Annotated in this window: 17 protein-coding genes; 6 read left to right on the top strand and 11 right to left on the bottom strand. The window is 60.4% G+C overall.

Annotation, left to right across the window (positions count from 1 at the left end; all coding sequences use genetic code 11):
* Positions 1 to 103 precede the first annotated feature (103 nt).
* Positions 104 to 1,204 (top strand): polyamine ABC transporter substrate-binding protein, encoded by a 1,101-nt coding sequence (locus FEZ21_RS13375; protein WP_003446378.1) that lies wholly within the window; start codon positions 104 to 106, stop codon positions 1,202 to 1,204.
* A 106-nt stretch (positions 1,205 to 1,310) separates the two neighbouring features.
* Positions 1,311 to 2,408 (top strand): P1 family peptidase, encoded by a 1,098-nt coding sequence (locus tag FEZ21_RS13370; RefSeq protein ID WP_003446379.1) that lies wholly within the window; start codon positions 1,311 to 1,313, stop codon positions 2,406 to 2,408.
* Between the two features lie 583 nt (positions 2,409 to 2,991).
* On the opposite strand, the gene FEZ21_RS13365 is transcribed toward FEZ21_RS13370, so the two are convergent.
* Together FEZ21_RS13365 and FEZ21_RS13360 are read right to left on the bottom strand one after the other, a co-directional pair.
* A complete protein-coding gene (locus FEZ21_RS13365) occupies positions 2,992 to 4,731 on the bottom strand; it encodes a dipeptidase (protein WP_127197082.1) in 1,740 nt (579 codons plus the stop codon).
* Between the two features lie 107 nt (positions 4,732 to 4,838).
* Entirely contained in the window at positions 4,839 to 5,627 is a 789-nt protein-coding gene (locus tag FEZ21_RS13360) for a helix-turn-helix transcriptional regulator (protein ID WP_003446382.1), read from the bottom strand.
* 92 nt (positions 5,628 to 5,719) lie between these two features.
* On the opposite strand from FEZ21_RS13360, the gene FEZ21_RS13355 reads away from it, so the two are divergent.
* On the top strand, positions 5,720 to 6,544 hold the full coding sequence (locus tag FEZ21_RS13355; protein WP_160627426.1) for a carbon-nitrogen hydrolase family protein: 825 nt from the start codon (positions 5,720 to 5,722) through the stop codon (positions 6,542 to 6,544).
* Positions 6,541 to 7,641: a polyamine ABC transporter substrate-binding protein gene (locus FEZ21_RS13350; protein ID WP_127197080.1), complete on the top strand. Its 1,101-nt coding sequence runs from the start codon at positions 6,541 to 6,543 to the stop codon at positions 7,639 to 7,641. Before FEZ21_RS13355 ends, FEZ21_RS13350 begins: the two co-directional genes overlap by 4 nt.
* An 86-nt stretch (positions 7,642 to 7,727) precedes the next feature.
* Here FEZ21_RS13350 and FEZ21_RS13345 read toward each other — a convergent pair whose 3' ends face one another.
* The 5 genes from FEZ21_RS13345 to nikA are packed head-to-tail and all read right to left on the bottom strand — an operon-like array spanning position 7,728 to position 12,644.
* On the bottom strand, positions 7,728 to 8,531 hold the full coding sequence (locus FEZ21_RS13345; RefSeq protein ID WP_003446388.1) for an ATP-binding cassette domain-containing protein: 804 nt from the start codon (positions 8,529 to 8,531) through the stop codon (positions 7,728 to 7,730).
* On the bottom strand, positions 8,528 to 9,301 hold the full coding sequence (locus tag FEZ21_RS13340; RefSeq protein WP_160627424.1) for an ATP-binding cassette domain-containing protein: 774 nt from the start codon (positions 9,299 to 9,301) through the stop codon (positions 8,528 to 8,530). Before FEZ21_RS13340 ends, FEZ21_RS13345 begins: the two co-directional genes overlap by 4 nt.
* The gene (gene nikC, locus FEZ21_RS13335) at positions 9,298 to 10,143 is read right to left on the bottom strand and encodes a nickel ABC transporter permease subunit NikC (RefSeq protein WP_003446390.1); all 846 of its coding nucleotides are present in this window, start codon (positions 10,141 to 10,143) and stop codon (positions 9,298 to 9,300) included. The genes FEZ21_RS13340 and nikC overlap by 4 nt, the downstream gene beginning before the upstream one ends.
* Entirely contained in the window at positions 10,140 to 11,081 is a 942-nt protein-coding gene (nikB, locus tag FEZ21_RS13330) for a nickel ABC transporter permease subunit NikB (RefSeq protein WP_003446393.1), read from the bottom strand. Before nikB ends, nikC begins: the two co-directional genes overlap by 4 nt.
* Before the next feature lie 3 nt (positions 11,082 to 11,084).
* On the bottom strand, positions 11,085 to 12,644 hold the full coding sequence (gene nikA / locus FEZ21_RS13325) for a nickel ABC transporter substrate-binding protein (protein WP_165439698.1): 1,560 nt from the start codon (positions 12,642 to 12,644) through the stop codon (positions 11,085 to 11,087).
* A gap of 106 nt (positions 12,645 to 12,750) precedes the next feature.
* On the opposite strand from nikA, the gene nikR reads away from it, so the two are divergent.
* Complete coding sequence (gene nikR / locus FEZ21_RS13320) at positions 12,751 to 13,170, top strand: nickel-responsive transcriptional regulator NikR (protein ID WP_003446397.1); 420 nt, start codon at positions 12,751 to 12,753, stop codon at positions 13,168 to 13,170.
* On the opposite strand, the gene FEZ21_RS13315 is transcribed toward nikR, so the two are convergent.
* Complete coding sequence (locus FEZ21_RS13315; RefSeq protein ID WP_160627420.1) at positions 13,161 to 14,321, bottom strand: phytanoyl-CoA dioxygenase family protein; 1,161 nt, start codon at positions 14,319 to 14,321, stop codon at positions 13,161 to 13,163. The two genes, nikR and FEZ21_RS13315, sit on opposite strands and share 10 nt — an antisense overlap.
* Entirely contained in the window at positions 14,318 to 15,160 is an 843-nt protein-coding gene (locus FEZ21_RS13310; RefSeq protein ID WP_003446400.1) for an SDR family oxidoreductase, read from the bottom strand. The genes FEZ21_RS13315 and FEZ21_RS13310 overlap by 4 nt, the downstream gene beginning before the upstream one ends.
* 136 nt (positions 15,161 to 15,296) lie before the next feature.
* Between FEZ21_RS13310 and FEZ21_RS13305 the strand changes: the two genes are divergently transcribed.
* Positions 15,297 to 16,319, top strand: coding sequence for a LacI family DNA-binding transcriptional regulator (locus tag FEZ21_RS13305; protein ID WP_127197076.1), 1,023 nt, complete (start codon positions 15,297 to 15,299; stop codon positions 16,317 to 16,319).
* A 199-nt stretch (positions 16,320 to 16,518) separates the two neighbouring features.
* On the opposite strand, the gene FEZ21_RS13300 is transcribed toward FEZ21_RS13305, so the two are convergent.
* Positions 16,519 to 21,579 (bottom strand): RHS repeat-associated core domain-containing protein, encoded by a 5,061-nt coding sequence (locus FEZ21_RS13300; protein ID WP_160627418.1) that lies wholly within the window; start codon positions 21,577 to 21,579, stop codon positions 16,519 to 16,521.
* A gap of 552 nt (positions 21,580 to 22,131) precedes the next feature.
* On the bottom strand, positions 22,132 to 23,997 hold a 1,866-nt coding region (locus FEZ21_RS13295; RefSeq protein WP_160627416.1), incomplete at its 5' end, for an RHS repeat domain-containing protein.

Genomic DNA, 23,997 nt, shown 5'->3' with positions numbered 1-23,997 from the left:
TAACAAGAAAGTTTGCCGAGCTTGCCCTTGGCCATTTGCAGGCCGCTGCCGTGTACAGAACATAAAAAATATCGATCTCACGCCGACTTCGGGGAACACACGCATGCACACAATCAAACGCTTACTGGGCCTTACCGTCTGCGGACTGACCCTGCTGGCCAGTGCCGTACAGGCCGAACAGCGCGAATTGCGGGTGTACAACTGGGCAGACTACATCCTGCCTTCGGTGCCCAAGGACTTCGCCAAACAAACCGGGATCAAGGTGATCTGGGACACCTTTGATACCAACGAATCCCTGGAGGCCAAGCTGCTGACCGGCAACTCCGGGTATGACCTGGTGGTGCCGTCGAACCAGTTTCTCGATACCCAGATCAAGGCCGGGGTATTCCAGAAACTGGACAAATCCAAACTGCCCAACTGGCAGCATCAAGATCCGGCCTTGCTCAAGCTGTTGCAGACCAACGACCCCGGCAACCAGTACGCGGTGCCCTACATGTACGGCACGGTGCTGATCGGTTTCAACCCGGCCAAGGTCAAGGCCGCGCTGGGCGACAATGCACCGGTGGACAGCTGGGACCTGGTGTTCAAACCCGAGAACATGGAAAAACTGAAATCCTGCGGCGTGGCCATGCTCGACTCGCCTTCCGAGATCCTGCCGCTGGCCCTGCACTATCTGGGTCTGGACCCGAACAGCCAGAACCCGGCCGACTATGAAAAAGCCAAGGAACTGATGTTGAAGGTTCGTCCTTACATCACCTATTTCAACTCGGCCAAATACATGACCGACATTGCCAACGGTGACATCTGCGTGGCCATCGGTTATTCCGGCAGCTTCTACCAGTTCGGCAACCGGGCCAAAGAGTCGGGCAACGGTGTGGTGGTTGACTGGCGTCTGCCCAAGGAAGGCGCGCCCATCTGGTTCGATACCTTTGCCATTCCGAAAAGCGCGAAAAATGTCGCCGAGGCCCATGAATTCCTCAACAACTTGCTGGAGCCCAAGGTCATTGCCCCGATCAGCGATTTTCTCGGTTATCCCAATGCCAACAAAGACTCGCTGCCCTTGATCAGCAAGGACATTACCGGCAACCCCAACCTGACCCCGACCAGCGAAGCCCTGAACAACCTGTATGTGGTGCAGCCGCTGCCACAGAAGCTCGAGCGTGTACGCACCCGGGCCTGGACCAGCATCAAGTCGGACAAGTAAAGGATTGATCCATACCCTCTTTGGGGTAGTGAATGGGGGGTATCGTCAAGTGTTGCCCGGATTTCTACACTGGGCGCACTTTACTGACCACAACGAGAGCAGAACGATGCGTATCCGTGAGCTTGGCATAACCATTGGTTCGGGCACCCCGGGCCTCTATAACGCAATCACCGATGTTGCGGGTGTGCGGGTCGGGCATCACACGCTGAATGTAGAAACCGCCGAAGCTTCCATCCATACCGGTGTCACGGTCATTGAGCCGCGGGCCGGTGCGGCGCATTTGCAGCCGTGTTTTGCCGGGGTCCATGTGTTGAACGGCAACGGTGACGCAACCGGTCTGGAGTGGATTCGCGAAGCCGGTTTACTGACCACGCCCATCGCCTATACCAACACCCACAGCGTCGGTGTAGTGCGCGATGCGCTGGTGGCCGCAGAACGTGAAATGGGCAAGAAGCACACCTATTGGTGCATGCCTGTGGTACTGGAAACCTACGATGGCACCTTGAATGACATCTGGGGCCAGCACGTGCGCCCCGAGCATGTGCAACTGGCGCTGCAGGATGCAAGGTCCGGCCCTGTCCAGGAGGGCAATGTGGGTGGTGGCACGGGCATGATTTGCCATGAATTCAAGGGTGGCATCGGCACCGCTTCGCGGGTGCTGAGCACTGAGCAGGGCGGCTGGACCGTTGGCGCTCTGGTGCAGGCCAACTACGGCGTACGAGAAGCGCTGCGGGTGGCGGGGTATCCGGTCGGCAAGGTACTGAATGATGTGCCGTCGCCGTTCAGGAGCGAGATCAATGTCGGCGAACCGGGGATGGGCTCCATCGTGATTACCATTGCTACCGATGCGCCTTTGTTGCCGCATCAATGCACCCGGCTTGCGCAGCGGGCCAGTGTTGGTCTGGCACGTGTTGGAGGGGGCACTGAGGATTCCAGTGGCGATATCTTCATTGCCTTTTCGGTGGGCAACAGCAGTTTGCCGGCGGCTGATTTTGGTCATCCGGGGGCGCCGACCACCGAGTTGCAGATGGTCAATAACGATTACATCTCACCGTTGTTCGTGGCTGCCGCAGACGCGGTAGAAGAGGCCATTCTCAATGCCATGCTGGCTGCCAGTGACCTCAAGGGTTGCGCCAGCCAGGTGTTTTCCCTCAAGCCAGAGCGCCTGCTTAGCGCCCTGGCCAAAGTAGGCTGGCAACCCTGAGCCCACAATAGTGATGGTTCGCTGGCCGGGCGGGTGGGCAGGTGCACCTGCAGGAGCGAGCTTGCTCGCGATGGCAGCGATCCCGGTGTAAGCATCGCTGGCAAGCCAGCTCCCACAGAAATGATGGTGCACTGGCTAGGTGGGTGGGCAAGTGCACCTGCAGGAGCGAGCTTGCTCGCGATGGCAGCGGTGCCGGTGTAAGCATCGCTGGCAAGCCAGCTCCCACAGTAATGATGGTTCGCTGGCCAGGCAGGTGGGCAGGTGCACCTGTAGGAGCGAGCTTGCTCGCGATGGCAGCGATCCCGGTGTAAGCATCGCTGGCAAGCCAGCTCCCACAGCATTCATGGTTCGCTGGCCAGGTGGGTGGGCAGGTGCACCTGCAGGAGCGAGCTTGCTCGCGATGGCAGCGGTGCCGGTGTAAGCATCGCTGGCAAGCCAGCGCCCACAGTATTCATGGTTCGCTGGCCAGGTGGGTAGGCAGGTGGACCTGTAGGAGCGAGCTTGCTCGCGATGGCAGCGGTGCGGTGTACCAGGTAAACCCCGGTGTATGCATCGCTGGCAAGCCAGCTCCCACAGAGGCGGGTCAGAGGTTCGGCAGCTGGCCGACGCGCGCCATCATTTCGGTCACGATCTGCAGGTCCAGCATGAACTGGTTCACTGTCTTGAACTCGTTATCGTTGTGACCGGTGTATTTGACCCCGGGCATCGCCAGGCCGAATTGCACGCCATTGGGCAGTTCATGCACCGAAGTCGCACCCGAGGAGGCGCCGAACTTGTGTTCCATGCCCAGGTTTTCAGTGGCCACCGCCAGCAGCGCCTTGACCCACTCGCCTTCAGGGTTGCGGTACATCGGCTCGGCAATGGAGGTCTCCAGGGTCAACGGGATATGGTTGTTCTTGCTCCACTGCGTCAGTTTTTCGGTGATTTCGGCTTTCAGCGCTTCCGGGGATTCACCCTTGGGCACGCGCAGGTTGACCGCCAGTTTGAAGTTGTTGTCGTCCATCCCGACATAGGTCAGGGAAGTGGTCAGCGGCCCCATGAAATCATCGGCAAAACCGATCCCCAACTTGCCGCCCAGATAGTCCAGGCCCCAGTTGTCGGCTGCATAACGGGCCGCATCGGTGATGTGGTTGTGCTTGAGCGCTACCTGACCTTCGAGGCTGTTGATGAAGTCCAGCATCCGCGCCACCGGGTTTACTCCGGAGTCGGGTTTGGAGGAGTGGGCGGATACGCCGGTCACGGTCAGCACCACGTCCTTGCCAACCACTTTGGCGCTCACTTCGAAGTTCTCACCATTGCGTCTGGCATATTCAATGCCGGCTTTTTGCAGGCTGGCGGCCAGCTCGGCAGGCTTGTCAGTGACAAAAGTGGCGACTGATGTCGACGGGATCTGGTTGGTGGCCAGGCCGCCGGTCAGCGAAGTGATTTCTGCACCCTGGCCTTCTGCTTTACGCCGTGCAAAGTTGGCCATCACCGTGCCGTAGCCTTTTTCGGCAATGACCACCGGGTAGCCGCCATCCAGTGCCAGGTTGTAGTTGGGCGTCGGGTTGTGTTCGAAGTAATACGGAATGGCGTCGCCACTGGTTTCCTCGGTGGTGTCCACCAGCAGCTTGAAATTGCGCGCCAGTGGCAGGTTTTCTTCCTTGATCACCTTCATTGCGTACAGCGTGACCACGATGCCGTTCTTGTCATCTTCGGTGCCGCGGCCGTACATGCGGTCGCCGATCAGGGTGACCTTGAACGGGTCAAGCCGGGTGCCGTCTTTCAGTACCCAGTTTTCCGGGCTCACCGGTACTACGTCGGCATGGGCGTGGATGCCCACCACTTCATCGCCTTTGCCTTCCAGGGAGATCTCGTAGACCCGGCCATCGACGTTGCGATAGTTCAGATTGAAGGCCTTGGCCAGGTCTCTGATCTTGTCGCCGATCTTGATGAATTCAGGGTTCTTGTACGATGGCACGCCTTCCACGTTGACGGTGGGGATGGCCACCAGCTCGATCAGGGTCTGGGTGGCCGCGCTGCCGTACTTGATCCGCGTGTACAGGCCCAGCAGGCGATAGATCTCGTTCTGCTGCTCGGCGGACAGGGTTTTGTTGTCGAGAAAAGCATTGATCGCAGGGCCCAGGTCATCGGTTTTAGCCAGATCGCTCTTGGCCAGGCTGGTCAGGAACTGCCTGAAATCCGTTACCGATTTATCACTGAAGGACTTGAGAATGAGCTCGCTCTGCTGCGGGGTGATATTGGCCATAGCTGCCGGGGTGAACGCTGTGAGGCTGGCCATCATCAGGGTTGCGGCGGCCAGTTGCTTGAGTGAGAAATCCATTGTGCAGGGCATTCCTTTGCAGGTGGTTGAGGGTGAATAGCGGATGAATGTAACAAAACATTATCGAAAATGGGTCAAAAACAGCCCCCTTTATTTCACCCTCGCGCCTACACCGATTGCTGGGCTTGCAGGAACAGTGAAAACAGTTCCGACTGGGACTTGATTCCCAGCTTGCTGTACATGTGTTTGCGATGCACTTTTACGGTTTCGGCCGAGATTGCCAGTTTGCGGGCGATTTCCTTGTTCGAGCAGCCGCTGAGTAATAGCCGGCCCACTTCCATCTCCCGTGCGGTGAGGGGCGAACTCAACTGTGCAGTGGCCGCCTCCAGGCGAGCCTGCCAGTTGGGCGTCAGTTCTGGCGCTTCCCCGGGATCGCGTTCAAACAGCAGGCGTTGGCGCATCAGCGCCGCGACCCACGGCTGGACCAGTCCCAGCAGGGCGGTCTGTTCCAGGCTGAACCGGCACTGGCTGCCCAGGGACAGGCTGAGGGTGCGTTCATTGTCGAGTTGCACGTTGATATGCACCTCATCGGTCACGATATTCAGACGGAAATAACGCTGGTAATAATCGGTCTGTTCAAAGCATTCGGGAGCCACGTCCTGCAGCTGGAACAACCCGCTCTGGGGCGCTTCGCGGTTGGCGATATAGAACGGGTCCAGCAGGTACAGGCCCTTGAGGTAGTCCTGGAACAGCGGGTCCACGGCGCCGTCGGCACCGGGGGACTCGGCCAGTACCTGGGGCTTGCCGGCGCCGTAAATCAGCACCACCCAGTTGTCCACGGGCAGGTAGCGGCCGAGCAAGCGCACCAGCGCGGTCCAGAAATTGGGGCGATCGAGGGTTTCAATCACCCGGCCCATGGCGTCATGCCAGGCCACATCCTGCAATGTCAGACTCATCTTTGTACCTAGAGGGGGTTACCCCATCGATGTCATTTATTGGCGCGATGCCGCGTTCCATACTCGGTTCATCCCCCGTGCAAGGATCTGAGATGAAGATTGAACTGATGCAACTGGCAGGCCGTGACGGCGACACCGCTTATAACCTGACGCGTACCCTCAATGCCATCGCCACTTGTGAGGCCGGCACCGATTTGCTGGTGTTCCCCGAGACCCATCTGAGCGGCTTTGTCGGCGCCGATGAGCTGGCCCGCGTCGCCGAACCTGTGCATGGCCCGGCCCTGCAAAGGGTGTTGCAGGCCGTGCGCGAGCGGGATGTTTCGGTGGTGCTGGGCATGGCTGAACAGCACAACGGTACCTACTACAACACCTCGGTTCTGGTGACCCCCGAGGGCATAGCGCTGGCTTATCGCAAGACCCACCTGTGGCCAACCGAGCGCGGTGATTTTTGCCCCGGCGATCGTTTCAGCACGGTGCCATGGCGCGGGATTCGAGTGGGTTTGCTGATCTGTTATGACATCGAGTTCCCCGAAACCAGCCGTGCGCTGGCGCAACTGGGCGCTGATCTGATTATCGTCACCAACGGCAATATGGACCCCTACGGTGCGGTGCATCGTACCGCCATCATGGCTCGGGCCCAGGAGAACCAGATCTTTGCCGTGATGGTCAATCGCGTCGGGGCAGGGGATGACGGCCTGGTATTTGCCGGTGGCAGTACAGTGGTTGATCCCCATGGCCAGGTGGTCTTTGAGGCCGGACGCGAAGAAGTGCGACAGGTGGTGGCGCTGGACCTTGATCTGCTCAGGTCCGCCCGCCGTGATTACGACTATCTCAAGGACCGCCGTGTGCTGCTTGCCGGCGAACAGATCGTCCACCCAGATGGCCTCCGCGAGCTGCTGACCGGAGTTGCACAATGAAAAGTCAACGCAGTGTCAACTGGGTCCTGGCCACCCTGTTGAGTGTCGGTCTGGCCCAGGTGCAGGCGGCGGATTCTCAGGTGCATATCTACAACTGGTATGACTTTATTGCCCCGGATGCGACGAAGAATTTCCAGGCTGAAACCGGCATCAGCTCGGTGTATGACGTGTACGACAGCAGTGATGTGATGCAGAGCAAACTCATGGTGGGAGGCAGCGGGTACGACGTGGTGGTCGCCAGCAACGATGTGCTGCCTAATTTGATAAAAGCCGGAGTGCTGAAGGAGCTCGATCGCTCGCAGTTACCCAATCTGCCACACCTTGACCCGGCCATTCTGGCGAAAATGCAAAACAATGATCCCGGTAATCGCTATGCGGTGCCGTATCTGTGGGGCACCACGGGCATTGGTTACGACGCGGACAAGGTCAGGGCGACTCTCGGTCCTGATGCTGCGGTGGATTCCTGGGACCTGATCTTCAAGGAAGAAAACATCAGCAAACTGAGCCAGTGCGGCGTGGCCATGCTTGATGCCCCGGGCGATATTATCTCCATTGCCCTGCATTACCTTGGCCTGCCGCAAAACAGCAGCAACCCCCAGGATTACCAAAAGGCCGAGGCATTGCTGCTCAAGGTGCGGCCGTATATCCGTTACTTTGACTCGTCGAGGTTCATCACCGATCTGGCCAATGGCAATGTCTGCGTGGTGGTGGGCTGGGCAGGCGGGGTGCAGGACGCGAAAACGGCGTCGCTGGCGGCTGGCAATGGTCGCACCATTGGCTACAGCATCCCCCGTGAAGGGGCACCGATCTGGATCGAGAACCTGGTGTTGCTCAATGATGCACCTAACCCGCAACAGGGGTTGGCGTTTATCAATTACATGCTGCGCCCCGAAGTGATTGCCCGTACCTCTAACCACCTCAAATACCCCAATGGCAACCAGGACGCCAGGGAGCTGGTGGACAAAGTCATTCGCGATGACACTGATATTTACCCGACCGAGGCAGTGATGGCGACCCTGTTCCCGCTTCAGCCCATGGCACTCAAACTGGAGCGGATACGCACCCGGTTGTGGAGCAAGGTCAAAAGCGGGACCTGAGCCCCCTATCCCCGGGGGCTGGCTGCGCAGCCCGTCACCCGGGGGGCTGCTGCGCAGTCCGGCGCAGCTTCGTGCCTGGTCGGCGACTAGGCGCTGGCCGTGCGAGGGGCCACCTGTCGGGCCCCAGGCATCGCCGGCAGCACGGCTTCCTGCAGAATGCGCGCCGCAGGATGCTCGAAGCGCATCCCCGGCGTTACTTCGCGGTCTTCCACCAGGTTGCCGTCGGCCAGCACCACCACCCGCTGGCAAAAACGCCGGACCAGGCTCAGGTCATGGGTAATCAGCAAGAACCCTGTCCCGGATTCACGTCGCACCTCTGCGAGCAAATCAAGAATCTGCACCTGCAATACCCGGTCAAGGTTGGACAGGGCTTCGTCAAGAATGATCAGTTGCGGGCCAACCGCCATGGCTCTGGCGATCCCGGCCCTTTGCAGCTGCCCGCCGCTGAGTTGCGCCGGCAGTTTGTCGATGTCGGCCGGTTCGAGTTTGACCTGCTGCAACAGTTGTTCAACCCGGGCCTGGCACGCCTCGCGGTGCATGCCCGCAAGGTGGCGCAACGGCTCGGCAATGCTCCAGCCAATGCTGCGCTGGGGGTTGAAAGCACTGAGGGCATCCTGAAACACCATCTGCACCCGCTGCAAAAACTCCGGATGGGTGCCCTGCAACGCCTGGCCATTGAAGTGGATGCTGCCCTGGTCGGGCTTTTCCAGGCCCATCAACAGGCGGGCGAGGGTGCTTTTACCGCTGCCGCTGCCCCCCAGCAGGCCAAGGTTCTGGCCCTCGGGCAGGTCCAGATTCAGTTCGCTGAGCACCTGCACCCGATGCCGTTTGCTGAACATTGCGCCAGCGGTATAGCCGTGGCTGAGGTTGCGTATCTGGAATAAATTCATGCCGGGCAACTCTCCATAGTTAACGAGTGATGCGCCGCAAGCAGGGTGCGCGCCTCCTGGCTCTGCGGGGCATGGAACAGGCTATGCACATCGGCCTGCTCGACGATCCGGCCGTGGGCCATGACCGTGACCTGATCGGCGCAGCGGGCCACGACGCCCATGTCATGGGTGATCAGCAGTACCCCGAGATTACGGTGCACCATCAGTCGTTCAAGCAGGTCGAGAAAGCGCGCCTGGGCCACCACGTCGAGATCGCTGGTGGGCTCGTCAGCCAGCAAGAATCGGCTGTCGGCAAGCAGGGCCAGGGCAATCATCATCCGTTGCAGCATGCCGCCGCTGAGCTGGAAGGCAAATGAATCGAGCACCCGCTGGCCGTCAAACAGGCCGACTTCAAGCAGGGTGGCGTGGATCAGTTGCTCGGCGTCGACGCCCCGTATGCCCCGCGCCTGCAGGGTTTCCAAGGCGTGCTGGCGCAGTGAACGGACCGGGTTGAAAGCACTGCGCGGGTTTTGCAGTACCAGTGCCACTTCGCGCCCGCGCAGGCTGGCGGCGGCAACTGCCTGCCCGTCCAGCAACAGGCTGGCGCCGCTGCTGTGCACCCCGGGCGGCAACAGGTCGAGGATGCCCAGGCAGGTCAGGGATTTCCCCGAACCGCTGGCCCCCACCAGTGCATGCACCTCGCCGGCCTTGAGGGTCAGCTCGACACTCTCGACCAGGGTGCGTTGCCGGTGCTTGAGGGTCAGGCCGCTGATTTTCAGGGTATGTTTCATTCCTTGATCTCCGCCAGCACGCTGGGGTCAAGCCGGTCGCGCAAGGCGTCGCCCAGCAGGTTGAAGGCCATGACCGAGATAAAAATCATCAGCCCCGGCCACAGCAATAGTTGCGGCTGGGTCCAGATAAATTCCTTGGCGTCGTTGATCATCACGCCCCATTCGGGAGTCGGCGGGCTCACGCCCAGACCCAGGAACGACAGGCCCGAGACGTGCAGCATCATGTGGCCGATATCCATCGAGGCCAGCACCAGCAACTGTCCCACCACATTGGGCATCACGTGCTGGCGCAGACGGGTCAGGCGCGAGGCTCCGGCCAAGCGTGAGGCCAGCACATAGTCGCGGTTGCGCTGGGCCAGCACCATGCCGCGCACCATGCGTGCGTACCAGGCCCAGTGGGACAGGGCGATGGCGATGATGACGTTGGTCAGGCCGGTGCCCAGCAGCGCAATCAGGAAGAACGCCAGGACCAGGGTCGGGAAGGTCAGGAACATGTCGCACAGGCGCATCAGAAACATGTCGACCTTGCCGCCAACGATCCCGGCGATCCCGCCAATGACCACGCCCATGATCAGCACCAGGGCCAGCACCAGCACCACGCTGCCCAGGGACAGCTGGGTGCCGACGATCAAGCGCGAAAGCACGTCGCGCCCAAGGTGATCGGTACCCAGCCAGTGGCTGGCGCTGGCGGGCAGCAGGCGATCATCCAGACTCACCAGGGTCGCGTCGTAAGGCGCAAGCCAGGGCCCGAACAGTGCCATCAACAGCAACAGGCCGACCAGCAGATAGCCGACCCGCATCCCGTGTTTTTTACCCGGCAAGGCCATGGTTGAGGTGCTCATGCCATCACCCCCGACAGACGCGTGCGCGGATCGAGCCAGGCGTAGCAGATGTCCACCACCAGGTTGCACAGCACCAGCAGGGTGGTGAGCAACAGGGTGAAGCACTGCATCACCGGGAAGTCGCGGTTGAGCACGGCACTGACCGCAAAGCGCCCGACGCCGGGCCAGGCGAAGATGGTTTCGATCACTAATGCCCCCCCCAGCAGTTCGCCGATATGCATGCCGGTGGCGGTCACCAGCGGCATCCAGGCGTTGCGCAGGATGTGATCACGCCACACCCGCCGTTCGCTCAGGCCACGGGCCCGGGCGTAGAACACATGCCGCTGCTGGCGCACATCCAGCAGGCTGGCGCGCAGCAGGCGGGCGTTGATCGACATCGACATCAGCGCGATGGCCAGTACCGGCATCAGCAAGTGCTGCGGCCCGCCACGCCCCATCGGCGGCAACCAGCCCAGCCACAGGGAGAACAGGGCGATCAGCAAAAAGGCCAGCCAGAAGTTGGGCATCGACACACCGATAAAGGTGATGAAACGCACCACCTGATCCGGCCAGCGGCCTTTCCAGCGCGCGGCGGCCAGGCCCAGCGGGATGCTCATGAGCAGAGTGGTGAGCAGGGCCAGGCCACCCAGTTGCAGAGTGGCCGGCAGGTAATACAGCAGGTCGTCCAGCACCGGGCGGCCGGTGATGTAGGAGGTGCCGAAGTCCAGGTGCAGGGCATTCCACAGCCAGCTGATGTACTGCTCGGGCAGCGGGCGATCCAGCCCCAAAGCCTGGCGTGCCTCTGCCAGTGCTGTGTCGGTCGGCGGGATCTGCGACAGGCGCAGGTAATCCAGGGCCGGGTCGCCATTGCCCAGGTGCAGGAGGATGAACACGATCAGCGACACCCCCAGCAGCACCGGGATCAGCAGTACCAGACGCAAAATGATATAGCGCAGCATGGCTCAGGGCTTCCCGGTGGCTGGGTGCATGACTTCGAACGGCACGTCGAACAGCGTGCTGCCGAACTGGACGTTAGCCACATTGTTGCGGCTGACACTGATGGCGGTCAGATAGGAAATCGGCAAATACACCGCCTGATCGTGCAGGGTGGTGAGGATTTCGCGGTAGCCTTCGGCGCGCTGTTGCTCATCGGTCTGGCCCAGGACTTCGGCGATCCTGGCGTCGATGGCATCCTTCATCGGCAGGCCGCGCTGGGCCATATAGTCGGCGTGCCCGGCATAGCGCATGGAGCTGACAAAGGAGTGCGGGTCGTAAGGCGCGCCCCAGGTATCGGCGAAGATCATGCCGAAGCGGCCTTCACGCTGGCGCTGCACCAGCGCGCCGTCTTCCTCGGCCCGCAGCTTGACCTCGATTCCGACCTTGGCCAGCTCGCCCTGGATGATTTCGGCCAGGCTTTTTTGCAGGGCGCTGGTGCCCAGAAACACCAGTTCGATGCTCAGGGGCTGACCGTCCTTCTCAAGGATGCCCTTGCCCGACGGGGCTTTCCAGCCGGCGGCCAGCAGGGTCTGGCGCGCTTGCTGCGGGTCGTAGGGCGCGGCCTTGAGGCCCAGATCGGTGTACGGCATGTTGTTGGAAAACAGGGCGTCGGCACGGGGTTCCAGACCATGCAGGACCTTGGCGATGATGGTGTCCTTGTCCACGGCCTGATTGATCGCCTGGCGCACCGCCAGTTCGTTGGTGGGGGCCAGGCCGGTGTTCATCGCCACCGAACGGGTAGCCAGGGGCGCGGAAATGGCGGTGTTGAAACCTGAGTCGCGCAGGCGCACAAAGGTCCCGGGGGAGATTTCACCCTCGGCGCCCTGAATCAGATCCAGCTCCCCGGTCTGCAAGGCAATGGCGCGGCTGTCGGGGTCGGAGATGACCTTCACCAGCACTGAGCCGTAAGCCGGTCTGGCCCCCCAATAGCGTTCGTTGCGCTCGAAGCGGTCGTATTCGCCGCGTCGGGTTTGCGCCAGGATCCAGGGCCCGGTGCCCACCGGTGCACCCGGTTTGGCGTGTGGTGCGCCGAAGCGCAGCGGGCGCACTTGCGCCAGTTCCATCAGGGTCGGGTAGTAAGGGTGTTTCAGCTTGAGCACCAGGGTGTGCTCGTCCGGTGCTTCAACACCCTCCAGGGTGGAGACCAGTTCCATCCACTGATGGCGTTTGCTGTTGGCCAGTACGGCGTCCAGACTGGCTTTGGCGGCGGCCGCATTGAACGGGCTGCCATCGCTGAAGGTCACCGCGTCACGCAGGGTAAAGGTGTAGGTTTTGCCGTCCGGCGAGACTGTCCATTGGGTGGCGAGCCAGGGTTCCAGCGTGCCCTTGTCGGTGTACCGCACCAGGGGCTCATAGACCATGGCCTGGGCGTACATCTGGTTTGGCGAGTAACCCCGGGGGTCAAGCGGCCCGGCATTGGTCGGCCACGAATAGGTGAGGGTGGGGGCCGGGTCGGCGGCGTGGGCTGCGATCAGGCCCATACTCAGGCAGACTCCGGACATCCATAAGGCAAGTTGTTTTTTCATCCTTGACTGCTCCACACTGCGTCTCCCTCAGGTTGATGGCCGCTGGCCTGTCCACTCATTGGGTATGAAGTCTATGTCAAAAGATCATAACTGCGAGGCCGATTAGATGCAGAGGGTCACAATCACGCTGGACGATGCCTTGCTGACTGCGATTGACCAGCGGGTTGGCACCCACGGTTATCAGGGACGCTCCGAAGCCATTCGCGATTTATTGCGCGCCGGTTTGCTGGAACCGCAGAACCGCAACCCGCAGGAGCCCTGCGTGGCCACCTTGAGCTATGTCTACGATCACGGCACCCGGGAGTTGTCCAAGCGTTTGAACACCGCCTTCCATGAGCACCATGACCTGACCCTCTCGACCCTGCATGTGCATCTGGATCAGGGCAAATGCATGGAAGTGTCGGTGCTCAAGGGCAGCATTGGCGAAGTTTCGGAACTGGCGCGCCACGTCATGGCCGAACGCGGGGTGCGGCATGGCAGCGCGCAGATCATTCCGTTGGGTGGTATCGAAGGTGATCAGGCCTGACGCTTGCTGCGCATCAGGCTGACCTGTTGCGCAAAGACTTCATACGACCAGCGCTTGTTCAGGGCCTCAAGCATCAACTGCTGCCCGGTCTGCGGTGCCAGGCCGTGAAGCGGCGGGTCGGTGTCCAGGTTGGTGGGGAATGCATAGCCGTCAGCGACCGCAGCAATCACTGCCGCCAGATCCCGGGCGTCCAGTTCATCCTGTTGCAGCCCCTTGAGCAGCGCCGGATAGAGCGCCAGCATCATGCTTTCGCGGTCCAGGCTTTCCATGGTCTTACCGAACGCCGAACTGATTTGCAGCAGATTGGCCATGCGCTGGCAGTTGGCGGTGTGGTTGCTGCCGGCGGCGTGAAACAGCGCCGGGTTGAAAAAAAGCATATCGCCCTTGCTCAGCGCCAGTTGCACCGCGTGCTGGTTGAAGTAGTCGATAAATGCCTCGTCCCGCCATGCCAGATACCCCAAGTCATATTGCTGGGAAAACGGCAGCAACAGGGTCGGCCCGGTTTCCAGCGGCATGTCGGTGTGGGCGATGGCGCCCTGCAAGGTCAGATACTGCGACAGCACATGCAGTGGCAACGGGTACCTTTGCACCTCGTCCACCGACTGAAAACCCAGGTGATAATCACGGTGGGGCTGCTGCGCCTGGCCGCCGGGATGCACCACGTTGACCTGGGCCGTGATCTGGAAATGCGGCCCCAGCCACGCCTCGGCAATCAGCCCGATCAGAGGGTTGGCGTAGTACTCGATAAACGACTCGGGTGAATACAGCGCCGCCTTTTGCAGGGAGTTCCATATGCGACCGTTGCTCCCTGCTTTGGCGAAATGATCGGCACCGGTTGCGGCCTGTGCCTGGCGGGCAAGAATCGCTTCGAATACCCGGCTATGGCGATCGACCACTTGCAGATCGCCATAGGCCTGGCGCACCACCAGCACCCCGGGGCCATGGCGCAACAAATGGTGCAGCTGGTTCATCAGCGGTAGCGGGTCGTCACGCAATGCCTTGTGTAGCGTATCGGCGTGATAGATCACCACATTGCTCTGGACCCCGGCGCAACCCGGGTAATCCGCGGCTTTGGCAGACTGCCCGCACAGCGCGGCAAAGTCACTCAGAGCCACTGCACTCTGGCGGACGAAAGCGCTGGCGCCGGTCATGCATCACCCAATGCCAAAGGTGCGTCCGGGCGCGGGGTTGAACCGTCACCACAGCCCATCACGCCTTGCTCCAGGTCAATCACCGAGCCGGTCATCATTCCGGACTCAGCGGACAGCAAAAAGGCCACGCTGCGGGCGACTTCTTCAGGCTTGAGCAGCCGGCCGAACGGCATCGACTGTTCCACTTCGGCCAGCCAGCCATCCTGTGCGCCGTGGTATTGGCGCTGGATCTGGTCTTCGTGGGGGGTGTCCATCCAGCCGATATTCAGACCGTTGACCCTGATCCGGTTGCGCAGGGTGCTGAAGGCCACGTTCCTGGTGAGGATCGCCAGTGCGCCCTTGGACGTCGAGTAAGCCGAGAGAAACGATTGGCCGCCATGGCCGCTGACGCTCTGGATATTGACGATGGCGCCTTCAACACCCTGGCGGATCATCAGCTTGATGGCTTCTTGCATAAGGAAAAACGGTGCCCGCACATTGACTGCGAAGATGCGGTCGAACAGTTCTGGCGAAGTGTCGAGAATGCTGCCTCGGTCAGACATGCCTGCGCAGTTGACCAACCCGTGCAAGGTGCCGAAATGTTTGCGTGCGGCTTCGATCACGGCGCGACAATCTTCCACACGCTCCATGTCGGCCTCGACGAAAAAGGCCTGGCAGTCCAGTTGTGCCAGCTGGCGCACCTGCTCGGCGCCTTTGTCACGGCTGCGCCCGCAAATGATCAGCCCGGCTGCACCGCGACGCGCCAGGGTATGGGCCACGGCTGCGCCGAGGCCTTGAGTACTGCCGGTAACGACAAAAAAACGGCCTGCGAACTGGGTGGAAAAATCGGCTTCAGACATGAACGTCTCCTGCGGTTTTTTATTGTTGTCGAGATCGTCGGGTGACACCTCGTGAAACCGAGACTAGCATCAGCCAAGCCTCATAACTGGCAGAAAAGACCTCATAAAAACCTCAAGAAAAAGCCCGGGGATTATCATGCTCAGCCGTGCCAAGCGTTTCTCCATCAAGCAAATTGCTACCCAGGCCGGTGTCAGCAAAGCCACGGTCGACCGCGTGCTGCACCAGCGCGGCAGTTTTCATCAGCAGACTCAACGGCGTATCGAGCAGGCCCTGGGCGAGCTGGAAGCTCAGGAGAAAAGTGGCCTGGCGATGGGTCGCACTTTTCATGTCGACGTCATCCTGCACACCCCGGAGCGCTTCAGTACGGCGGTAAAAGAAGCCATATCGGCACAGCTGAGCAGCATGGCGCCGTTTCGTATTTCGCCGCGTTTTCATCTGTTCGAAGAGATCGACCCCCAGGCCATGCACGACTTGATCCGGCGCTGCGCAGAGAAGGGCAGTCAGGGGGTGGTGCTCAAGGCGGCGGATGAGCCATTGATCAACCTTGCGGTCAACCGGCTGGTGGCGGCCGGGATTCCGGTGGTGACCCTGGTCACCGATTTACCCCAGAGTGATCGCATCGCGTACGTCGGCATGGACAACCGCAACGCCGGGCAAACCGCAGCGTACTTGCTGTCACGCTGGCTGGGTACGGAGGCGCAAGAGGTGGCGGTGGTGATCAGCAGCGAACGTTTTCGCGGCGAGGAAGAACGTGAAATGGGCTTTCGCATGTGGTTGCGTGGGCGGGCGCCGCACCTGCGGGTACTGGACATCAGTGAAGGGCTCGGGGTCTACGAACCGACCTTTGCCCGCGTGACCCTGGCCCTGGAACAGCATCCGCGATTGCAGGCGGTGTACAGCGTGGGCGGTGGCAACCGGGCGATTGTCGATGCTTTCGCCGCCCTTGGACGGCCGCTGCAAGTGTTTATCGGGCATGATCTGGATGAAGAAAACCGGCAATTGCTGGCCGAAGAAAAAATTGCCGCAATCATCGATCACAACCTGCAGGTCGATGCCCGGCATGTGTTCCTGCATATCCTGCACTATCACCGGGTATGGAAAGCAGGTCCGATAAGCCCGTCACAGGTGCAGATCGTGACCCCGTTCAATTTGCCATAAGTCGTATCCGGTTGCGGCCTGGAGTGGCCGCTATATAGCGAACAACGGGCAAGGTCTTTAGTGTCTAAAAAGACCAGGTCGTTTCAACAGCAGGTTTTAAACAGCACAGCCCAATGCGAGGCATTGGGCTGTGCTGGCGGTATTGCCGGATGGAGGGGGAATAAAAACTTAATGGATCAAAAGTTGCCCATCGAAACCCTTACAGCATTCGATTGGCCCATCCTCTGCGCATAAGTTCCCCCTGAGGGCCAAACCATTTGTAATCGTCTTCAAAATTCTGGAAGCCTGTTGGCCAGGACCTGTTACCCGCAGCCCTTGCTGTTTCGTAAGCCTGGTAAGTCGAGGCCTCTACAATTCTTAATCGGGACGGGTTGTTAATACCTGTTTCAACAGCAACCTGCCAAGGATAATACTGCGGGTGATTGCCAGTAATGATTTGTCTCACTTCGTTGACATAGTTTGGGTTGTTGATAACCGGCCTCCGGTACTCGACCTGTATTCCATTTTCCATACCTCTGGTCCCGGAAAAAGGCAGCTCTAATGGCTGGACCGCCGTGCTTGATGTCGGATTATATACGGCGGCTCTATTGGCTCTGTTGGTCTGTCCTATGTTCTGCAAGTCACCACGGGACAAGTGCGGCAAAAAGCTGTCCCGGATCGGTGTTTGTTCCAGTAAATAGGCAAAGTTCATATTTTGCATTTGCGGGGGTGGGGCGCTCGTTGCCACTCGATGAGCCCTGCCGGGAAACGCCCGGTTACCCCCCGGAGCGCCCCCTGCATGTTGCAATTTATGCTGCCAGCTGCCCACAAACTTGCCGGCCTTTTTGACCCCCTTGGCGGCAGCCCCGGCCATAGACGGGGCCGCCGAGGCCAGCCCGGTTGCCATGCCCACCCAGCCCAGAATCCGCCCGGCGTTTTCATTGCCGGTGGCCAGCAAGGCTATCGAGGCCACATCCGCTGCCAGCGACACCACACTCAAGGTCGCGGTGGTGACGGCCGTTACATAGCTAGCGGTCAGCGCCGCTGTAGGCGCGGCCAACGCACCCAGGGAGGCCACGGTGCCGATCACGGCCAGGGCGATGCCGGCCGCCGGCAACAGCCAGTCCAGCCACGAGTGGCCCGATGGATCGATGCGGTTGACCGGATCCCCGGCGCAATAGGCATAGCCATTGAGCCCGCCTTCGCCGAAGGGGCTGAGGCTGTCACGGCTGTGGAAACGCATCAGTGCGGGGTTGTAGATGCGGTAATCGCCCAGGAAGTACCAGCCGCTGTCCTGTTCGCGCAGGGCGCCAGCGTAGCCCAGTCGGCTGGTGCCGGGCTGGCTCTGGCCGTAGGCGCCGTAGACCGGGGTGTTCAGGCTGTCGTTGGCCTCAGTGGTTATCGAACCCTGGGCGTCGGTGCCCAGCAGCATGACTTCGCGCACTGCCGATGCCAGTCGGCTTTCTGCCACCGGGACGTCACCGGCCCGTACCCAGCGGGTCTGGGTGTTTTCACCCATCTCACAGCTGAGCTGGCCGCCGGTGTGGTAACGCCAGCGCGGGCCGGTAGAGTCTTCGGTCTTGATGATGTTGCCCGCCGGGCCGTAGTGCCAGCGGCGCTCGCCGGTAGGCAGGGTTACCCCGATCAGTCGGCCCAGGGCGTCGTAGTGCAGTGGATTACCGCGCTCGTCGCGTTTGAGATTACCCAGCGCGTCGTACTCCAGGGTTACCGGTGCCGGGTAATCGCTTCGGCTGTGGCTGAGGCTAAGCAGTTGGGTGAGGTCGGCAGGGTTATAGGTAAATGTACTGACATTGTTGGCGCTGGCGTCGGCAAACACCGTTTCCAGTCGACGAATATTGTCGAGGGCGTCGTACTGGAAGTGTTGCTCTCGGTAGGTTTTGCCGTGGGCATCTTCGGGTAACGACGGGCCTGCAAGGCGATGGGCAATCATCCGTCCGCGCAGGTCGTAGTCGAAGCTTTCACTACGGACCAGAACACCGTCACGGGTCAGTTCACGCTGCGCAAGCTTGCCGTCTTTACGCCATTGCTGGGTCTGCACTTCTACATGCTGTGCATTCGGCGTTCGGGTAGCCGTTTCACGACGGGCCGGGCGACCCAGGCTGTCGTAGCCCAGGGTTACGGTCATATCCCGCGAGCCATCGTTTGATTGGGTTCGCTGCTGGTGAATCCGCGAGGCCGCATCGTAGGAGAGGGTCACCGTGACGTCAGGGCCTTGCTGTTGAATCAAGCGACCCAATTCGTCGTACTGGCAGCGCTGTTCGGCACCGTCGGCATCGGTCAGGCGCGTCACTGTGCCCGCCGGGGTGGTGCTTTGCTGTTGCGAGCGCGGCTGATCGCCGTGCCAGGCGTAGTCGGCTTTGCTCAATTGGCCGGACGGTGACCAGTGATCTTTTTGCAGACCCAGATTGCCCCGGGATTCCAGTAAAAGGCCGCTTAGCGGATCGTATTGATTGAACACGCTGATGCCGGGGGCTTGCAGCGACAGCAATGCACCGCCCAGTTCCGGTTGGCGCTCACTCTTCACCCGGGTACCGTCGGGCAGGATTTGGCTATGGGCGTGAATTTCGCCTTCGGCATATTCCCATTCAGAGACACTCTGCCCGACCTTTTCCCACACCAGTCGGCCCAGACCGTCATATTTACGCTCGCCCAGCAGTACTTCATTAGTGCCCAAAGACGGATGAGTGATCGATACCGTGGCCGGCAATTCACCGTCATGGCCTTCGGCGTAGGTGCGCTTGATGACACTGCCGTCGGGCAGGGTGGTGGACAGTAGTCGGTCCCGCACATCCCATTCTTGGCGGGTCTCCAGGCCCATGGCATCGGACTGGCTGATACAGCGGCCCAAGCCGTCATAGGTCCAGCTCAGTTCGTGCTGAAGTACGCCGTCTGCGCAATACAGTCTCTCGGTCAGCGGCTTGCCATCCAGGGTATGGGTGGTCACGGTTTTGGCCCCGGCCACGCCCTTGGCGTCGGTCTGCCAGCTGCTGCCGGTCAGGGCTACCGGGTCGGCCAGGGTGTGTTGAGTGACACCGTCCGCGCCGGTTGCGGTCAGCACATTGCCCCAGTCATCAAAGGTGCGTTCAGTGGTCAGGCTCAGGGCCGGAACGTCTTCGTTACCGGGATCGTAAGTCGTTTCACGGAACACCCGGCCCAGCACGTCATATTCCGCGGTCCAGGCGGTATAGGTCTCACCGCTGTCGGTCTGTTTTTCCCGGCGGATTTCCCGGGCCATGCCATCGAGCCAGACAGTTTCCTTACGCCCGGAAGCGCCGATTCGGGTCTGGCAGCGCTCGTTCGCTGACAAGGAATAGGCCCAGTTGACCTTGGCCTCGAAGGCTGAATCCGGGGCCGCGACTTCCTGAGTCACACGCCCCAGGGCATCGTGGGCAAAGGCCATGCGCAGCTGCTCGTCGGTCTGCTCGGTGACCATCAGGCCCGAGTACAGATCCTGTGAGGATTGGGCAACAGTTGAGTGCCCATCGTGCCCGGTGACTGTCACATTTTCCTGCAGGACTGCGCGCTCAAGAGAGCGGGCGTTTGGGGCTTGGGTCAGGCTGTAGCTGTAGGCCCGGGTAGTGCTTTTACCCTCTACCGTCTGGGTTTCGCTGAGCATGCGAGCGTGATGGGGCGAGGCCGGATCGTTAATGAAATTTTGCGTCGAGCGGCCCAGCTCACTAAATTTTTCACCTTCGACCAGCAGTAGCTGTTCCTCGCTGCTTTGAACAAAGGTAGGCAAGGCAAACGCCGGAGCATCCTGACGTACCGGCAGCGCCTGATAACGGTAGCGGGTCTGCTTGACCGGGCCTTCGGTGCCGGGTGGCGGACTGACCGTACGACTTTTCAGACGGGCGATGCGGCCCAGAGGGTCGGCCGGGCAGTCGTCGCTCTCACCGGTTACCGGATAGTACTCGGACTCTTCAACGGCCCCCAATGCATTGCGGTGCCACACCGGGTTACCCAGCTCGTCGTAGCGGGTTTCTTCTTCGGTAACTAGTTCTCGCAGCACCCGTTGGCCATCCAGCTGCGCCTTGCGGGTAATGACCTTGCGCGGGAACTGGAAGTAAGGCAGTTGCCGGGCAATGGGCAGCCAGGGCTCGTCGTAATAGGTGGTTTCGGTTTCCTGCAGGGTCTGGCCCTGCAAGGTGCGTTCGCGGGTCAGCAGGTGGAAGCGGTTAAAGGTGCGGCTGATGGTTTGCAGGGGCGTGCCCCGGGCATCCATCAGGGTTTCGGTGGAGCCATAAAGAAAATCGCCGGCACCGGTCAGGTGATAGAGATTGTCCTCGCGGTTGCGCCACTGACGCACTGCCGGCCAGCCAAAATAGTTGTTGCTGCCATACAGACCGTAGTCATAACGAACCAGTTGCACCGGCTGGCCGTCCCCCGGGTCCTTGCGGGTCTGACTGACCACCGGCATCCGCGCAAACGGCGCCCCTGCAGGCAGGTTGAGGCCGTTGGCTTCGCTGTAGGTCACTTCCTCGGTGCTGCCGGTGGGCTGGGTACATTTGCTCAGCAGCAGTAATCCGGAAGTCGCAGTGCTGTACTCAAACTGCCAGCCACTGTCGGGAAGGCCGTCCACCGTTACCCGGCGCAACAGCCCGGAGACCCGATGAAATGACATCACCACCTGTGCGGGGGTATCCGGTTGCAACGTCAGACGGGTTGTTACGCCCTCGTAGGCCAGTGCCAGCACCGTGCGGCCTTGGGCATCGCTGACTTTTTGCAGGTACGCCCCATTGCCGACCGAACGCCAGTCAAAATTCAGGGCGCTGCCATCGGCCCCCACCAGGGTGCTGACTACCCACAGGCTGGGGTGTCCGGCCAGCGGGATCAGGCGTTCACAGCTGCCATCGTTATGCGTGACCCACATTTCCTGACGCTGAACGGCCACTGCAACTACCGGCAAGCGCACATCCGGGAAGCGCATGCTCTGACCGACAATCTCACCGCGAAAGCGCTCGCCGGAATTGAGTTGCAGTTGCTGGCTGGCTCCATCCCAGGAAGTGGTGCCGAGCATCCAGCCCTGACCAAAGCCCTGATCGGCAGTCATCAGCGGGCTATGGCTCAGGCGCAACTGGCTGATAGGGCCGCGCAAATCGTTGGCGGCGCCGGTGGGCAGGCTGATCGATGCAGAGAACGCACCGGTGCGCGCATCGACCCCGGCACTGATGCTGCTCATAAAGTTGTAGGCCCCGGAATATACGTCGCCGCTGCTGAGCAGGCTGGCGGCGGATAGGGGTACGGAGGTGTGCTCAGTCATGTGTCTTACTCCTTGTTTCGCTAGAAAGGGGTAGCAAAATAGGGTCCCTCGCTGAGGGCTAACAATGAGCAAGTGTTGTAGGGGGGGGGCGGCACAAAAAGTATCTTTTAATACGTGGGGAAGATGCCCAACCATTGTTGATTGTGGGAGGGGGCGCGTCGGTGATGCGCAAAATCACGGAGAAAGTGGCTGTTCAAGAAAAAATATTGAATCAAGAAAACCACAAAGAGGCTGATTGCTGGCAGGCCACCGGACGTTCCAGTGCCTGATGGCTGGAGATTCGAACCAAAGCGTACGGCAGTACCCATCATTTTCAGATAGGTACTGCCGTCTCCGGTAACACTTCAATATTCAAAAAAACCGGCTTTGCTCAAGGAGCCGTCTGGTCTGAACACCTCGATCGGGCTGCGCATCAGACAAATGCACATCGTTGATGGCGAGTATGCTGGCAACCGTAGTCAGCCCTTGCTCAAACCTGACTTTTGGTGGGCCACCATTTTTTGAATTCCCAAAAGGCTGGAATATAAAAAATGGTGGCGAGTCAAGACTTTCCTAGAGACGCCAGAGCATAAAGTTCTCCTGCCATCTGGTTTGATCCCTTATCCATAATCCATCCTGGGTTACATATTTCACAAAATCATTTTCGTAAGGCAGATCCCATATATGCGTACGAATAAATGTCGCTTCGTAAAACTCAGGGGCGGTGATGGCTAGAGAGTTAGTGTTTATGTTGTAGCCCTGCAAGACCTCAGGTGGATACGCCGGGTGTATGTTGGCAGCTATTTGCCTGACATCATTAACATAATCCGGATTGTTCTGAAAAACAGGCATCACGGTAATGCCATCCATACTTCTAACGGTCGTGGATGGAATAGTGTTCTGTGGCAACGCAGCCTTCGTCGGGTTGAGCCTGTAAAAGTTTCGAACTTCTATAGAAGTTTCCCTACTGACGCTGCTGTACCGTTGAGCAGCAGCGTACATAATATTATTTGCTCCTCCTGAAGGGTTCATACTGCGAGTAGCAAGCCAGGCTTCCTTAGGGGCCATTGCATTTAAAGCTGAGTGCTGAAGCGTCGCAGGGTTAAAAGCCCGCCCCCCTCCTGGAGCTCCCCCGGCATGCTGCAGTTTGTGCTGCCAGCTGCCCACGAACTTCCCGGCCTTTTTGACCCCCTTGGCGGCAGCCCCGGCCATCGACGGGGCCGCCGAGGCCAGCCCCGTTGCCATGCCCACCCAGCCCAGAATCCGCCCGGCGTTTTCATTGCCGCTGGCCAGCAAGGCTATCGAGGCCACGTCCGCTGCCAGCGACACCACGCTCAGGGTCGCGGTGGTGACCGCCGTTACATAGCTGGCGGTCAGCGCCGCAGTGGGCGCCGCCAATGCACCCAGGGAGGCCACGGTGCCGATTACGGCCAGGGCGATGCCGGCCGCCGGCAACAGCCAGTCCAGCCACGAATGCCCCGACGGGTCGATGCGGTTGACCGGATCCCCGGCGCAGTAGGCATAGCCATTGAGCCCGCCTTCGCCGAAGGGGCTGAGGCTGTCACGGCTGTGAAAACGCATCAGCACCGGGTTATAGATGCGGTAATCGCCCAGGAAGTACCAGCCGCTGTCCTGTTCGCGCAATTCGCCGGCGTAGCCCAGTCGGCTGGTGCCGGGCTGGCTCTGGCCGTAGGCGCCGTAGACCGGGGCATTGATCCCGTCGTTGGCCTCAGTGGTTATCGAACCCTGGGCGTCGGTGCCCAGCAGCATCACTTCGCGCACCGCCGTTGCAAGACGGCTTTCAGCCACCGGAACGTCACCGGCCCGCACCCAGCGGGTCTGGGTGGTTTCACCCACCTCGCAACTGAGTTGACCGCCGGTGTGGTAACGCCAACGCGGGCCATTAGTGTCCTCGGTCTTGATGATGTTGCCCGCCGGGCCGTAGTGCCAGCGGCGCTGGCCGGTAGGCAGGGTGACGCCAATGAGTCGGCCCAGGGCATCGTAGTGCAGCGGATTACCCCGTTCATCCTTCAGTAAATTGCCCAGCGCGTCGTACTCCAGGGTTACCGGTGCCGGGTAATCGGCGCGGCTGTGGCTGACACTGAGCAGCTGGGTGAGATCGGCGGGGTCATAGGTAAATGTACTGACATTGTTGGAACTGGCGTCGGTAAAGACCGTTTCCAGTCGACGAATATTGTCTAGGGCGTCGTATTGAAAGTGCTGCTCGCGGTAGGTTTTGCCGTGGGCATCCTGCGGTAAATCCTCACCGTGCAGACGGTGAGCAATCATCCGTCCGCGCAGATCGTAGTCGAAGCTTTCACTCCGGACCAGAACACCGTCACGGGTCAGTTCGCGCTGGGTCAGCTTGCCGTCTTTACGCCATTGCTGGGTCTGGACTTCAAGGGATTGTCGGGTGGGCGTGCGGGTAGCCGTTTCACG

The sequence above is a fragment of the Pseudomonas sp. 9.1(2019) genome, from assembly GCF_009910445.1.
GTDB classification, from domain to species: domain Bacteria; phylum Pseudomonadota; class Gammaproteobacteria; order Pseudomonadales; family Pseudomonadaceae; genus Aquipseudomonas; species Aquipseudomonas paraversuta.
Note: the sequence above shows the minus strand (reverse complement) of the source record. Positions and strands in the feature narration are given on the sequence as shown.